The 14,713-nt window shown below is 65.4% G+C and carries 11 protein-coding genes; 7 read left to right on the top strand and 4 right to left on the bottom strand.

Going from position 1 to position 14,713, the window contains the following annotated elements; genetic code table 11:
* Positions 1 to 119: 119 nt before the first annotated feature.
* Positions 120 to 905, top strand: coding sequence for a formate dehydrogenase accessory sulfurtransferase FdhD (gene fdhD / locus AB5Y53_RS09940; RefSeq protein ID WP_201969007.1), 786 nt, complete (start codon positions 120 to 122; stop codon positions 903 to 905).
* The gene (locus AB5Y53_RS09935) at positions 889 to 3,186 is read left to right on the top strand and encodes an FdhF/YdeP family oxidoreductase (RefSeq protein WP_368181867.1); all 2,298 of its coding nucleotides are present in this window, start codon (positions 889 to 891) and stop codon (positions 3,184 to 3,186) included. The genes fdhD and AB5Y53_RS09935 overlap by 17 nt, the downstream gene beginning before the upstream one ends.
* An 83-nt stretch (positions 3,187 to 3,269) precedes the next feature.
* Here AB5Y53_RS09935 and AB5Y53_RS09930 read toward each other — a convergent pair whose 3' ends face one another.
* Together AB5Y53_RS09930 and AB5Y53_RS09925 are read right to left on the bottom strand one after the other, a co-directional pair.
* Positions 3,270 to 4,844, bottom strand: a complete 1,575-nt coding sequence (locus tag AB5Y53_RS09930) for a sensor domain-containing diguanylate cyclase (RefSeq protein WP_368181866.1) — start codon at positions 4,842 to 4,844, stop codon at positions 3,270 to 3,272.
* 101 nt (positions 4,845 to 4,945) lie between these two features.
* The gene (locus tag AB5Y53_RS09925; RefSeq protein ID WP_221366497.1) at positions 4,946 to 5,863 is read right to left on the bottom strand and encodes a LysR family transcriptional regulator; all 918 of its coding nucleotides are present in this window, start codon (positions 5,861 to 5,863) and stop codon (positions 4,946 to 4,948) included.
* A 163-nt stretch (positions 5,864 to 6,026) separates the two neighbouring features.
* On the opposite strand from AB5Y53_RS09925, the gene AB5Y53_RS09920 reads away from it, so the two are divergent.
* On the top strand, positions 6,027 to 7,460 hold the full coding sequence (locus AB5Y53_RS09920) for a glycoside hydrolase family 1 protein (RefSeq protein WP_368181865.1): 1,434 nt from the start codon (positions 6,027 to 6,029) through the stop codon (positions 7,458 to 7,460).
* 95 nt (positions 7,461 to 7,555) lie between these two features.
* On the opposite strand, the gene AB5Y53_RS09915 is transcribed toward AB5Y53_RS09920, so the two are convergent.
* Complete coding sequence (locus AB5Y53_RS09915; RefSeq protein WP_139701068.1) at positions 7,556 to 8,314, bottom strand: SDR family NAD(P)-dependent oxidoreductase; 759 nt, start codon at positions 8,312 to 8,314, stop codon at positions 7,556 to 7,558.
* Between the two features lie 130 nt (positions 8,315 to 8,444).
* Between AB5Y53_RS09915 and AB5Y53_RS09910 the strand changes: the two genes are divergently transcribed.
* Positions 8,445 to 9,380, top strand: a complete 936-nt coding sequence (locus tag AB5Y53_RS09910) for a LysR family transcriptional regulator (protein WP_042017680.1) — start codon at positions 8,445 to 8,447, stop codon at positions 9,378 to 9,380.
* On the opposite strand, the gene AB5Y53_RS09905 is transcribed toward AB5Y53_RS09910, so the two are convergent.
* Positions 9,360 to 10,370 (bottom strand): helix-turn-helix domain-containing protein, encoded by a 1,011-nt coding sequence (locus AB5Y53_RS09905; RefSeq protein WP_368181863.1) that lies wholly within the window; start codon positions 10,368 to 10,370, stop codon positions 9,360 to 9,362. The genes AB5Y53_RS09910 and AB5Y53_RS09905 overlap by 21 nt on opposite strands.
* Positions 10,371 to 10,601: 231 nt before the next feature.
* Here AB5Y53_RS09905 and AB5Y53_RS09900 point away from each other — a divergent pair, with 231 nt between their 5' ends.
* The 3 genes from AB5Y53_RS09900 (at position 10,602) to AB5Y53_RS09890 (ending at position 14,678) form a co-directional block, all read left to right on the top strand.
* Positions 10,602 to 12,638 (top strand): glycoside hydrolase family 3 protein, encoded by a 2,037-nt coding sequence (locus tag AB5Y53_RS09900; RefSeq protein WP_368181861.1) that lies wholly within the window; start codon positions 10,602 to 10,604, stop codon positions 12,636 to 12,638.
* A gap of 169 nt (positions 12,639 to 12,807) precedes the next feature.
* Positions 12,808 to 13,665: a deoxyribonuclease IV gene (gene nfo / locus AB5Y53_RS09895; RefSeq protein WP_042880583.1), complete on the top strand. Its 858-nt coding sequence runs from the start codon at positions 12,808 to 12,810 to the stop codon at positions 13,663 to 13,665.
* Between the two features lie 35 nt (positions 13,666 to 13,700).
* A complete protein-coding gene (locus tag AB5Y53_RS09890; RefSeq protein WP_368181859.1) occupies positions 13,701 to 14,678 on the top strand; it encodes a Gfo/Idh/MocA family protein in 978 nt (325 codons plus the stop codon).
* The last annotated feature ends 35 nt before the right edge of the window (positions 14,679 to 14,713 follow it).

Raw genomic sequence — 14,713 nt, 5'->3', positions numbered from 1 at the left:
ATCAATCGACATCCCGATGGCAATAGAAGTTATCTATTGGTGAATAGATTTGTTTCATTGGTTTTGGCGCGGCGGCTTATCTAAACTTGAGGCCCGAATACAGCTTATAAGCGTCTCGCATGATCCCTTTCAATTCACGGTTGCCCAGTCTGGATGAGCTGGTGGAGGAGGTGGCCGTGTCCGTCAACATCAACGGCATCAACCATGCCGTCATGATGGCCACCCCGGACGATCTCGACGATTTCGCCATCGGTTTTCTGTTTGGCGAGGGGATCATCGGGGGCAACCACGATGTACACGATATCCAGAGCACCCCGTCCGAGCACGGCATCGTGCTCGATGTCACCATCGCCAACCGCTGTCTGGCGGCGCTTGGTCAGCGCAAGCGCCGCCTGGCCGGTGCCAGCGGCTGTGGCATCTGCGGCGTGGAGGCCATCGAACATGCGTTGCCCGTGCTCACCCCGCTGACCCCGGGCGCCCCCTTCGACACCGCCTCTTTGCAGGATCTGCGGGAGCGCATCGTCCCCTGGCAGAGCAAGGCCCGCCAGAGCGGTGCCCTTCATGCCGCCCTGGCGCTGGATGATCGCGGCGAGATCCTGGCCTGCCGGGAGGACATAGGGCGGCACAACGCCCTGGACAAGCTCATCGGCATGCAGCTGCGCCAGCCGGTGCAGGCTGCCACCCTGGTCATCACCAGCCGCTGCGGCAGCGAACTCATTCACAAGGCGGTGCAATTTGGCGCCGCTCACCTCATCAGCCTTGCTTCCCCCAGCCAGCTCGCGGTGCGACTGGCCCTGAAGTACAACCTGACCCTGATCCATGTGCCCCGATCCGATGCCCCGGTCTGCTATGCCAGCCCCCGCGCCCAGGATCACGTTGGAGATTCCCATGTCCAGTCATATTGAGAAACCGGCCAAGGCCGGCGGCTTTTCCTCCCTGCAGTCCACCTTCAAGCAGGTGCTGCGCAGCCAGAAGACCCGCCAGAACATCAAGAACCTGCTGCGGGTCAACCAGACCGACGGCTTTGACTGTCCCGGCTGCGCCTGGGGTGACAACAAACAGGGGGCCTTCCAGTTTTGCGAGAACGGCGCCAAGGCGGTGGCCTGGGAATCCACCGGCAAGACGGTGGGGGCCGATTTCTTCGCCGAGCATTCGGTGCGTCGCCTCGCCACCCAGAGCGACTACTGGCTCGAATACCAGGGGCGACTGACCGAGCCCCTGCGCTACAACCCGGCCACCGATCACTACGAGCCGGTCAGCTGGGATCAGGCGTTTGCCCTCATCGCCGACAAACTCAAGAGTCTGGCCAGCCCCGACGAGGTGGAGTTCTACACCTCGGGACGTGCCAGCAACGAAGCCTCCTACCTCTATCAGCTGTTTGGCCGCCTCTATGGCACCAACAACTTCCCCGACTGCTCCAACATGTGCCACGAGGCGAGCGGGGTGGGGCTCATCCAGTCCGTCGGGGTGGGCAAGGGCACCGTGGTGCTCGATGATTTCGACGCCGCCAAAGCCATCTTCGTCTTTGGCCAGAACCCGGGCACCAACCACCCGCGCATGATGAACGCCCTGCGCAAGGCGGCGCGCCAGGGGTGCCAGATCGTCACCTTCAACAACCTCAAAGAGGTGGCCCTCGAGCGCTTCGCGAGCCCCCAGAGCCCGGCGGAGCTACTGACCCCGGCGGCCACCACCATCAGCCACCAGTACCTCACGCCAAAACTTGGCGGTGACATGGCGGCCATTCGCGGCATGGTGAAATACATCCTGGAAGAGGAGGGGGGGCGTATCGATCTCGCCTTTATCGAGCAGCATACCGCGCACTTTGACGACTACCTGGCCCAGGTGAAGGCCACGGAGTGGACGCAGATCGAGGCGCAATCCGGCCTCGGTCGGGAGGCGATCACCCGGGCGGCGCAGATCTTCGCAAGCAGCGAGAGCGTGATCAGCTGCTGGGCCATGGGGATCACCCAGCACAAGCATTCGGTCGACACCATTCGCGAAATCGTCAACCTGCACCTGATGTGCGGCCAGATTGGCAAGCCGGGGGCCGGACTCTGTCCGGTGCGCGGTCACAGCAACGTGCAGGGCAACCGCACCATGGGGATCAACGAGAAACCCAATGCCGCCTTCCTCGATCGCCTGGAGCGCCGCTTCCCGGTGGGCTTCAAGCGCACGCCGGGGCACAACGTCTACGAGGCCCTCAAAGCCCTTCATGGCGGCAAGAGCAAGGTGCTCATCTGCCTTGGGGGCAACCTGGCAGCCGCCGCGCCGGATACCGAGTTCACCTATGAAGCGATGCGAAGGAGCGAGCTCAACGTGCAGATCAGCACCAAGCTCAACCGCAGCCACCTCATGGTGTCAAAAGATGCCCTGATCTTCCCCTGCCTGGGCCGTACCGAGCTCGATCAGCAGCGCTCCGGGGTGCAGAAGATCACCGTGGAGGACACCTTCAGCATGGTGCACGCCTCCACCGGGATGAACGAGCCGGTCTCGCCGCTCTGTCTCTCCGAGATAGACATCGTGGCCCGCATGGCCGAGGCAACGCTTGGCAGCGATCGGGTGGACTGGCTGGCGCTGCGGGATGACTACGGGCTGCTGCGGGATCTCATCGAGGAGACCATCGCGGGCTTTGGCGACTTCAACCGCCGCATCGAGGAGCCCTGCGGCTTCCATCTGGAGAACAGCGCCGCCCTGTTGCGCTGGAACACCGCGAGCGGGCGCGCAGAATTTCGGGCGAGCCGTTTGCCGGACTCCATCCTGCCCGAGTGCACCAGCCACGCGGAGCAGATGGTGGACCAGCCCGTGCTGCTGCTTCAGAGCCTGCGCTCCCACGATCAGTACAACACCACCATCTATGGCATGGATGACCGCTATCGCGGCATCAAGGGGCGACGCAACGTGGTCTTCATGAACGAGGAGGATGCCAGGAGGCTGGGGCTCGCCGAGGAGCAGCGGGTGGACATGAGTGCGGTGTGCAACGACGGGCGCGAGCGGGTGGTGCGGGGCTTTAGCGTCATCTTCTACGAGATCCCGAAAGGCAACATCGCCGCCTACTACCCCGAGACCAACCCCCTGGTGGCCATCGAGAGCATAGGGGAGGGCTCTTTCACCCCCACCTCCAAATCGGTGCCCGTACTGGTGACCCCGAGCGCCGCCTCGGTCGAGAGCCTGGCCGTCACGCTCTGATCCCCTGACATGGATACCGTCCGACCCCTGCCATGGCAGGGGTTTTTTTATGGCCGAACGGTGTCCGGCAAAGCCTGGGCCGATCAGCCCAGGGCCACCACCACGCAGTTTCGGCCCTGGCTCTTGGCATCATAAAGCGCCTTGTCCGCCTCCTTGAGCACGGCGGCGATGCTGGTGGCATCCGCTCCCCAGTGGGCGACGCCGAGGGAGATGGTGATGTGGCCAGCTACCTCCATGTCGTGGCTCGCCACCCGGGTACGCAGGCGCTCGGCGATCTTCTGCGCCTGTGCAAGGGAGACCCCGGGCAGCAGCAGCAGGAACTCTTCGCCGCCGCTTCGACACAAGGCGGCATCGGAACGCAGATCCTGCTGCATCAGGGTGGCGAGGGAGACGATGACGGCATCCCCCACGTCGTGACCGAAGCGGTCGTTGATGGCCTTGAAGTGATCGATGTCCAGGGCAATCACCGTCAGGGGCTGACGCTCGACCTCGTACTCGTCCAGCATCTGCTGCATGGCCCGGCGGTTGAACAGGCCCGTCATGGGGTCGGTGTGGCTGTCGGTGTGCAGTTTGTCGATCTTGGTGTTGAGCAGCCCCAGCCCCTTGAGGATGGCCTGCTTCAACTGGGCCGCTTCGAAATACCAGGCGCGGATCCCCGAGATGCTGGTGGCGGCCCCCTGCTGATCCATGAGCCCGGCCCGGTTGGCCAGTTGCCGCAAGGGTCTGGCGATGATGGTGGCCGAGAGCCAGATGACGAAGAGAATGAAGAGGGTGACCGGGATCATCCCCTTGAGGATCTCCAGCATCTGTTCATCCAGGCCGGCCAGGGTGGCGCTGCGGGGGCGCTGGGCCACTATCCCCCAGCCTGCGTCCGCCACCGGGGCAAAGCCTGCCAGCATCTCGCTGCCCCGGGAGTTGAGCACGCTTTGCGCGCCATCCTGCCCCTTGAGCACCGCATCCACCACCCGGTTCTTGCCAATCTTCTGGCCGAGGCGCTCCGGGTTCGGGTGGTAGATGAGGGTGCGCTGGCGGTCCACCACATAAAGATAAGAACCATCCTGGTAGTAGTGCTGCCCCAGCAGGCTGGAGAGCACGCTGGCGGACTCCAGATAGATGGTGCCGGCGACATAGCCGAGGTAGCGCTTGTCTGCCGAGAAGATGGGGTGGGAGAGGCTGATGAGGTAGTTGCCAGTGAGGGAGACCAGGGGATCCGCGATGAGGGGCTGCTGGCTTGCCAGGGTCCGGCTCGCATTGGCCGAGGTGAGCTTGACCCCTTTCACATGCAATGCCTCGGGAGAGACGGCGACGATGACGGAGTCTGTGTTCACGATGGCCACCGAGTTGAAGGTGTTGGTCTGCTGGCGCAACTGGCCTGCCACCTCCTCGAGTCCATGGAGGTCGTTGCCCTGCAGCAAGGGGGCGAGCCGGGCCGCGCCATAGGCCAGCTGTCCCTGGGCCGAGCGCAGCATGGTCTCGATGGAGGCGGCGAGCTTGGTGGCATAGACCCGGTTTGCTTCCAGGGTGCTGTCGATGAGCAGTTGTCTTTGTGCCTGATAGATGGCGTAAAAGCTGTTGCCAAAGGTAGCCAGCACGCCGATGACGGCCAGCGCAAGGATGAGGCGATGCAGATCAAACCTCAGCAGCCAGTGAGAGTGCATGAACGAAACGGATCCTTGTCGTGGCGTCGGGGCAGTGCGGCAATTTTAAGGGGGGTGACCGCCCAATGCCATCGTTAATGTGATTCTCGAATGGTTCCCTTTCATGGCGTGTCCCGGGGGGATGTCCCGTCCCCTGTCGTCATGAGGCCGGTGAGGGCGGGATCCGCCAGCTCCGCCACCGTCTGCCAGAAGGGGGCGACGAGGGGATTGTCGTTGCCCGGCGGGCGAATGAGCCCGATGATCCAGCTCGCGTCGGCCTCCCCGAGGGGCAGGGTCAGCACATCGGGATGCTCAATGGTGGTGGAGGAAGGGACCAGGGTCCAGGCGATGCCGGCCGCCGCGGTGGCGATGCCGGCGGCGAAGTCGTTGACGTACTGGATGTCCTGAAAGCGCAGGCCGCTCTGGGCCAGATAGTGCACGAACTGATCGTAAAAAGAGGGGGCCTTGTCCCGGCGCAGGATGGCGAGCGGCTTCTCCTGCAGATCGGCGAGCCCCGCCACCCCCTGATAGCCTGCGGGCAGCACGGCGACGAAATGGGCGCGCACCACGGGCAGCACCGGCCAGCCCTTGGGGGCGGGCAGGCGGCAGAAGCCGAGATCCAGCCGGCCCTCCGCCAGCGCCAGCAACTGGTGATGGGTGGAGAGATCGTTGAGCTCAATGGCGACCCCGGGGCGGCTGGCCCGAAAACGGGCGATGGCGGCGGGCACCAGCAGCTTGGTGGCGACCCCGAAGCCGATGCGCAGAGTACCCGCGTGACCCGCCAGCACGTCGCGGGCGCTGCGGGCGAGCTGTTCGCTCTGGGCCACCAGGGTGCAGGCGTCGGCGTAGAGGGCGCGCCCGAGCACCGTCAGCCGGGTGCTGCCGGCGTTGCGCTCGAACAGCTCGCCACCAAGGTCCGTCTCCAGCCGGCGGATCTGCTTGCTCAGGGCCGACTGGGTGACGTGCTGGCGCGCCGCCGCCTGACCAAAGTGCAATACCTCCCCCAGGGTGACGAAGGCTTTCAGATCTCTCAACTCCATGGTGCCTCGCTTGATTCCAGATAGGAATGATAGGTGGCCATATTTGTCATTGGACGGAATTCTAGAAGTGTTGGATGCTGGTGCCAACTCATTTCGGGCCCCTGTACGGGGTCGACGTATCACAGGATGGCCCCCGCCATCCGCGCAGAAGGAGCAACACCAGATGCATCATCACAAGTTCAATGACTTCCCGAACGGTTTCCTCTGGGGCGCCGCCTCCGCCGCCTATCAGGTGGAAGGGGCCTGGAACGAGGAGGGCAAGGGCCCCTCGGTATGGGACAGCTTCACCAAGCTGCCGGGCAAGACCTTTGAAGGGAGCAACGGAGACGTGGCGGTGGATCACTACCACAGGGTGGAAGAGGATGTGGCGCTGATGGCCGAGATGGGGCTCAAGGCCTATCGCTTCTCGGTGAGCTGGCCGCGCATCTACCCGACGGGGCGTGGCGAGGTGAACGAGGCGGGGCTCGCCTTCTATGACAGGCTCATCGACGCCCTGCTGGCCCACGGCATCGAGCCGGTGCTGACCCTCTATCACTGGGATCTCCCCCAGGCCCTGCAGGATGAGTACGGCGGCTGGGAAGACAGGCGCATCATCGACGACTTCGAGCGCTACTGCGTCACCCTCTATCAGCGCTTTGCTGGCAAGGTGAAGTACTGGGTGTCCCTCAACGAGCAGAACTACAACCTGACGAACGCCTATCAGCTTGGCACCCATCCTCCCGCCGTGCAGGACAGAAAGCGTTTCTTCGCCGCCAACCACATCGCGTTTCTCGCCAACGCCCGGGTCATCAAGGCGTTTCGCCAGCACGTGCCAAACGGCCTGATCGGGCCGAGCTTTGCGTACTCCCCTGCTTATCCGGCCTCCTGCGCCCCGAGCGACATGCTGGCGTTCGAGAATGCCGAGGAGTTCACCAACCTCTGGTGGCTGGATGCCTACTGCTTCGGCCGTTACCCCCAGGCGGCGCTCGCCTATCTGCGGGAGACCGGCGAGGCGCCGGAGATCCTGCCGGGCGATCTCGAGCTCTTGCGCGAAGGCACCCCCGACTACATCGGGATCAACTACTACTACACCCTGACCTTCACCGACAACCCCCTCGGCGGCCAGACGATGCAGCGCATCAACACCACGGGCAAGAAGGGCACTACGCCCTCCAGCGGCATTCCCGGCCTCTACAAGACGGCCCCCAATCCGCACCTTGAGACCAGCAACTGGGACTGGGCCATCGATCCCACCGGGATGCGCATCGCCCTGCGCCGGCTCTCCTCCCGTTACGCCCTGCCGCTGATGATCACCGAGAACGGCCTGGGGGAGTTCGACAAGCTGGAAGCCGGGGACAGGGTGAACGACGACTACCGTATCGCCTATCTGCACAGCCACCTCAAGGCGTGCCAGGAGGCGATGCAGGACGGGGTCGAGCTGATTGGATATTGCGCCTGGTCCTTCACCGACATCCTGAGCTGGCTCAACGGCTACCAGAAGCGCTACGGCTTTGTCTACGTGGACAGGGACGAGCAGGGAGGGTCTCTTCGTCGCATCAAGAAAGAGAGCTTCCACTGGTACAGCCAGGTCATTGCAAGCGGTGGCAAGACCCTGTAACGGGCCCTGTTCGCCGCACCTCGTCTGCCCAATGCCGGAAGGCCCCCTCGTCGGAGGGGGCCTTCCTTGTTTGTGCAGCAGGCAACCATGACCGCCTAGATAAACATGCCGCCCGAGGCTTCGATGCGCTGGGCGGTGATCCAGCGGCAGTCATCGGAGAGCAGGGCGGCGATGGCACCACCGATGTCGTCGGGCTGACCCACCCGGCCAAGGGCGGTCTGGCTCGCGAGAAAGTCGTTGACTCCCTTGTTGTCGCGCACCACGCCGCCGCCAAAATCGGTCTCGATGGCGCCGGGGGCCAGCACGTTGACCGCGATGCCCCTGGGGCCCAGCTCCTTGGCCAGATACTGGGTGAGCACCTCGACGCCCCCCTTCATGGCGGCGTAGGCGGCATAACCCGGCATGGCGAAGCGGGTGAGGCCGGTGGAGAGGTTGAGGATGCGACCGCCGTCTGCCAGGAGGGGCAGGAGCGCCTGGGTCAGGAAGAAGGTCCCCTTGAGGTGGATGTTGAGCAGGGTGTCGAACTGCTGCTCCGTGGTCTGCTCGAAGCTGGCATGAATGCCGATCCCGGCGTTGTTGACCAGGAAGTTGAAATGGGCGCGCTGCCACTCCCGGGCGAGCAGTTGCGTCACCTCCTCTGCAAAGGCCGCGAAGGTGGCGCTCTCGCCCACGTCCAGAGCCAGGGCATGGGCCCGAACGCCGAGGGCGCGGGCCTGGGTCACCACCGCCTCCGCCTCTGCGGCCTGGCTGCGGTAGGTGATGATGAGGTCGACGCCTTTGGCGGCGAGGGCCAGGGCCCCGTGCTTGCCAAGGCCGCGGCTGGCCCCAGTGATGAGGGCGATGGGTCTGGTCATGGTATGACTCCTGTCAGGGTGGCGGACACAGGCTCGATACGAGCCGACCGGATCACTGTATTGTTCCTTTTAAACTGGATAAATAGCGTGATAATAGAATCACTGTTCCGTTTATCGAGACAATCAGGCCATGGATCAACTGGATGCGATGAGAGCCTTCGTGCGGGTTGCCGAGCTGGAGAGTTTTACCCGCTGCGCCGAGCAGACGGGCATCCCCAAGGCGACCCTCTCTGCCGCCATCCGCCGGCTGGAGGAGCGCATGGGGACCCGGCTCCTGCTGCGTACCACGCGGCGGGTGCAGCTCACCACGGACGGCCAGCTCTGCTATGCCAGATGCCGGGAGCTTTTGGCGGACATGGAGGAGTTTGACGGCCTGTTTCGCCAGGGGGGGCAGATCTCGGGACAACTGCGGGTCGACATGCCAAGCCGGATGGCCCGCCACCTGGTGATCCCGGCCCTGCCGGACTTTCTGGCGCAGCATCCCGCCCTGCAACTGATGCTGAGCAGCACGGACAGGCGGGTGGATCTGGTGCGCGAGGGGTTTGACTGCGTGGTGCGGGTCGGGGGGCTTGAGCCCTCCAGCCTGGTGGCCAGGCCCCTTGGTCACTATCGCCAGATCAACTGTGCCAGCGCAGGCTACCTGGCTCGCCACGGGGTGCCCCGCACCCTTGGGGATCTGGCGGGCCACCGGCTGGTGCACTATGGTCCCGGGTTTGGTGCCGGGCAGGGGCGCAGCGAACCCGGCTTTGAATACCTGGCGGAAGATGGTCGCCGCGCCCTGCTGCCCATGGCGGGGGCCCTCATGGTCAATGACAGCGAGACCTACCTGGCGGCGGCGCTGGCGGGGCTCGGCATCATCCAGATGCCGCGGGTGGGGGTCGAATCCCTGCTCGCGGGGGGCGAGCTGGTGAGCATCCTGCCCCAGTGGCAGCCGCCGCCGCTCCCCATCCACGCCCTCTATGCCCATCGCCGCCAACTGGCCCCCAGGGTCCAGCTCTTCATCCACTGGCTGGCGGGGTTGCTCGCCGCCCATCTCGGGGGCACCTCAGAGGCGGCTGCGCCTTGAGCGAAACTCCCTCGGCGAGAGGGCAAACGCCTCGCGAAAGAAGCGGGTAAAGCTGCTCTGGCGGGCAAAACCCAGGCGCTCCCCCACTGTCTGCAGGGGGAGGGCAGGATCCTGCAACAGGCGACAGGCCTCCTCCCGGCGCACCCGCTCCAGCAGACCCGAGAAGTGGCACCCTTCCTCCCGCAGATGGCGGTTGAGGGTCCAGCGTGTCAGTCTGAGGTGCTCGCACACCCCATCGAGCAGAGAGGAGGCCTCGGCGCTCTCTTGCCACAGCTGCTGGCGAATGAGTGCCATCACCCTGTCCCGGTAGCGGCTGCTTGGGCGAAGCTGGGCCATCTGCCGGTCGAGCTCCCCGAGCAGCAGGGGTTGCAGGGGCAGGTTGCACTGCCCGTGGGCGAGATCGAGCAAGGCGGCGGGAAAGCGCAGCTCGAAGGCCGCCCCCTGTTGCAACCGCCCTTCCAGCCAGCCTGCCAGCTCACGCCACAGCCTGGGGCGTACCGGGGTGGGCAGCACCAGCAGCCCCTGGCCCGGGTGGTAGAACTGGAGCAGGGCATAGAGGTGGCAGAGGTTGGCCAGGCTGCTCAGGGCGATGACGTCCGGGTGATCGGACTCCGAGTGGTAGCTGATCCTGGCCTGCCCCTCTTCTTCTTGCAGGCGGATCTCGTCGCTCTCGCCGATAAGGGGGCGGTAGGCGAGGAAGAAGTGCAGGGCCTGGCGAAGGGTGGCGGCGTTGCAGCACAGGCTCGCCAGCGACATGAAGTCGGCAAAGAGGCCGGGGAGGGCGGGGGGCGCCCAGTCGAGGGCCAGATCCACGTGGGGGGCTGCCCCGGCCAGCAGCCGGAAGTGGCGCCCGGTGTCGAGCCGCCCCTGGGGGATCAGCAGCTCTTCGTGAGCGATGCCGCAGGGGTGCAGGAGGGCAGCAGGATCCCGCCCGCGGGCCTGCCAGTGGTTGAGGCAGTGCAGGGCAATCCGGTTGGAGACGGTCTTCACGGCAAAAATCCTTGTCAGCGGTGGCCCACCATCATCGGCCAACGGCGGCGGATTGCCGTGAGCCAGCGCCGCTTTCATGTTTCAGATTTGTAACCAAGGGTAACCCTGCAACCCTTTTCACACTTTTCAATCCTGCTCCCAACCGGCAACTTCCTGCACCCGACGGGCAAGTGAGAGGGGCCGCTTTTGCATAGAGTGGCGACTCCTACACACACAAGGAAGATAACAACAATGAAACACCACTCGCTCTCCCGAACCCGTGTCGCCCTCGCCATCGGGGCCCTGCTGCTGGCAGGGTGCAACGACAATGACTCCACCCCCAAGCCCGAGCAGCCGGTTCTGGGCCACCGCACCGTCACCCTCATCGAGCAGGACGGCCTGCAATTCAAGGATCTCGATGGCAGCGGCACCCTGACCCCCTACGAGGACTGGCGCCTCGGCGCCGCCGAGCGAGCCCGGGATCTGGTGGGCAGGCTCACCCTGGCGCAGAAGGCAGGGCTGATGATGCACGGCACCCTGGTGCTGGACGGGGCAGGGCGGGTGAACCTCGCGGCCATGGACAAGATGCTGCGCGAGGACGGGGTCAACACCTTCATCACCCGCATGGCCGGTGATCCGGCGGCCATCGCCGCGGACAACAACACCCTGCAGGCCCTGCTGGAAGGAGTGGGATTCGGCATCCCCATGACGGTGAGCACGGATCCCCGCAACCACTTCACCCATGATCCCAACGCCACCAGCATCGGTGCCGGGGCCTTCTCCCAGTGGCCCGAGACCCTGGGGCTGGCCGCCATCGGCGATGCCGCCCTGGTGCAGCGCTTTGGCGACATCGCCCGTCAGGAGTACCGGGCCGTCGGCATCCACGAGGCCCTCTCGCCCCAGGCGGATCTCGCGACCGAGCCGCGCTGGGGCCGCATCAACGGCACCTTCGGGGAAGACAACCTGCTCGCCAAGTCCCTGGTCAAGGCCTACATCGAGGGCTTCCAGCAGGGGAGCGAGGGGATAGGCAAGGAGAGCGTGGTCACCGTGGTCAAGCACTTCGCCGGGGCCGGTCCCCAGAAGGACGGGCTGGATGCCCACAACCCCTGGGGCAAGGAGCAGATCTATCCCGGCGGTCAGTTTGCCTACCACTTGGTGCCCTTCGAAGGCGCCTTCGAGGCCAGGGTGGCCGCCGTGATGCCCTATTACGCCATGCCCCTGGGACTGACCCAGGATGGGCAGCCCGTCGAGGAGGTGGGGTTTGGCTTCAACCGCCAGATCATCACGGATCTGTTGCGGGGCTACTTCAAGTTTGACGGCGTGGTGCTGAGCGACTGGGGCATCGTCAATGACTGTGACAGCCGCTGCGAGCAGGGGCTGACCCAGGATGAAGTCAATGCCGGGGTGAGCCCCTGGACCGTGCCCTTTGGCATGTCCTGGGGCGTGGAGAAGCTCACCAAGGCCGAGCGCTACGCCAAGGCCATCGACGCCGGGGTGGATCAGTTCGGTGGCGTGGAAGATCCGGCTCCCCTGCTGGCGGCGGTGCAGAGCGGTCTGGTGACCGAGGCGGCCATCACCACCTCGGCCGAGCGGATCTTGGAACAGAAGTTCGCCCTCGGGCTCTTTGAGAATCCCTATGTGGATGCCGAGGCCGCGGTGGCCCTGGTGGGCAAGGCCGAGTTCCAGCAGGAGGCCCAGGCCGCCCAGGCGGCGTCTCACGTGCTGCTGAAGAACGAGGGGGCCCTGCTGCCGCTGAAGGCGGACGGCAAGCGGGTCTATCTGCACAATGTCAACGCCGAGGTGGCCAGGGCCAACGGCTATACGGTGGTGACGAACCTGGCCGACGCGGAGCTTGCCATCGTGCGGGTCAACGCCCCGGGCGAGCAGGATCCCCGCTTCCCGTTTGGCAGCATCCACTTCGGTCAGCTCGGCTTTGCCAGCAATGATCAGGTGGTGCAGGAGACGGCCCACGAAGGGGTCTACCGCGGCGCGGATGACTTTGCCGCCATCCAGGCCATCGAGCAGGCCGGGGTGCCCCTGGTGCTCTCCGTCTATCTGGACAGGCCCGCCATCCTGACCGAGGTGGCCCCGGCGGCCCGGGTGCTACTCGCCAACTTCGGCGCCCTGGATCAGGCCTTGTTCGATGTCATGAGCGGCACCCAGAAGGCACGCGGCAAGCTCCCCTTCGAGCTGCCCTCGAGCTGGCAGGCGGTGCTGGCCCAGTCCCCGGACGTGGCCAAAGACTCACAAAGCCCGCTCTATCCCTACGGGGCCGGTCTGGCCTATTGACGGACAGGGATGTTCTGTCTCTCATCAAGGCGCCTTCGGGCGCCTTTTCCATTGCCCCCATCGACAATCCCGGTTTGGCGCCCGGGGAAGGCTTGGGCATAATGGCGCCCCGGCAACGGGTGCGGTGGCCAGCGCGGCAGGCACCCGGTCAAAGTGCACAGGAGATGAGATGAAATTTATCGGAGCCCACGTCAGTGCGGCGGGCGGAGTGGAAAACACCATCGCCCGGGCCAAAGCCATCGGGGCCAACGCCTTCGCCCTGTTTACCAAGAACCAGCGCCAGTGGCAGGCGGCGCCCCTCTCCGAGGCCAGCATTCGCGCCTTCAAAGCCGCCTGCGAGAAGGAGGGCTTTCGCCCCGAGCAGATCCTGCCCCACGACAGCTACCTCATCAACCTGGGTCATCCCGACCCCGATGCCCTCGCCAAGTCCCGGGATGCGTTCCTGGACGAGATGAAGCGCTGCGAGCAACTGGGGCTGTGCTACCTGAACTTCCACCCGGGCAGCCATCTCAAGCAGATCCCCGAGGCGGTGAGCCTCAAGCTCGTGAGCGAGTCCATCAACTGGGCGCTGGAGCGCAGCGAAGGGGTGACGGCGGTGATCGAGAATACCGCCGGCCAGGGCACCAACCTCGGCTGGTCGTTCGAGCACCTGGCCACCCTCATCGACGGGGTAGAGGACAAGAGTCGGGTCGGCGTCTGCTTTGACACCTGCCACGCCTTCGCCGCCGGTTACGATCTGCGTACCCCCGAGGGGTGCGAGGCGGTGTTTGCCGACTTCGACCGCATCGTGGGGTTCCAGTACCTCAAGGGGATGCATATCAACGGCGCCAAGTGTACCTTCGGTAGTCGGGTCGACCGTCACCACAGCCTGCGGGAGGGCAACCTCGGCGAGGCGGTGTTCCACCACATCATGAACGACGACCGATTTGACGGCATCCCGCTTATCCTCGAGACCATCGACGAGTCCATCTGGGGCGAGGAGATAAGCTGGCTGCGCAGCCTGGCCGGGAGCCCGCGCCCGGCGTGATGCCGGGGTCCACCATTGGGTAGCAAGGAGAGACGATGCACGACGAGACAAGGGCGCCCCTGCGCTTTGGCATTGCCGGGGCGGGGGCCATCGCCCGGCGTTTTTGCCGCGATGTGAACGGGCACGCCAGGGGAGCCGAGGTGGTGGCCATCGCCGCCCGGGACCAGGGACGGGCGAACGAGTTCGCCCGGGATCTGGGGCTGCCCCACGCCTATGGCAGCTATGAGGCCCTGGCCGCCAGCCCCGAGGTGGAGGCCGTCTATGTGGCGGTGATCCACCCGGAGCACGTGGGCCTGGTGAGGCAGATGCTGCTGGCGGGCAAGCACGTACTGGTGGAAAAACCGGCGGTGACCCGGGTAGCAGATTGGGACGCCCTGGTGGCACTCGCCCACGCACGGGGCCTGCTGCTGCTCGAGGCCATGAAGGTGATGTGCTTCCCCGCCATGCGCGCCCTGTTGCAGCGCCTGCCCCTGCTGCCGCCGCCGCGCGAGCTGCGGGCGGCGTTCGGTTCGACCCAGCCCAGGGTGGGCAAGCTGTTCGATCCGGCGCTGGATGGCGGCGCCGCCTGGGACGTGGGGGTCTATCCCCTCTGGCTCCATGCCGCCCTCTGCCATCGGCTGGGGCTGGGCTGCCCCACCCCCGAGGTGACGCTGACGCGGGCTCCGGGGGAGGTGGATCTCGCCGCCAGCTTCACGTTCGATGAGCCGTTTCGGGCGGAGCTCGAGGCCTCCATCATCGAGGATCTCGAGCGGGAAGCGTCCTTGTCCGGGGAGGGGTGGCGCCTGGTCATCGAGGGCAAGTGGTGGAATCCCCAGCACATTCGCTGGCAAGGGGGGCCTGCTCCGGTCATCTGGCCGGCGGACATCTATCTGCCGGTGGAGGGGGGCGGCATGCAGCACGAGGCGGATCACTTCGCCGATTGCCTGCGCCACCGGCTACTGGACTCCCCCTGGGTGCCCCAGGCCGTGACCCGGCAGGTGCTCGGCTGGATTGAAGGGGGACTCGCCGGCTGAGGCCTGGGAAGGGCTGAGGGCCGAGGGGTTCATCG

The organism is Aeromonas sp. R7-5 (assembly GCF_040908015.1).
Classification (GTDB): Bacteria; Pseudomonadota; Gammaproteobacteria; order Enterobacterales; family Aeromonadaceae; genus Aeromonas; species Aeromonas caviae.
Note: the sequence above shows the minus strand (reverse complement) of the source record. Positions and strands in the feature narration are given on the sequence as shown.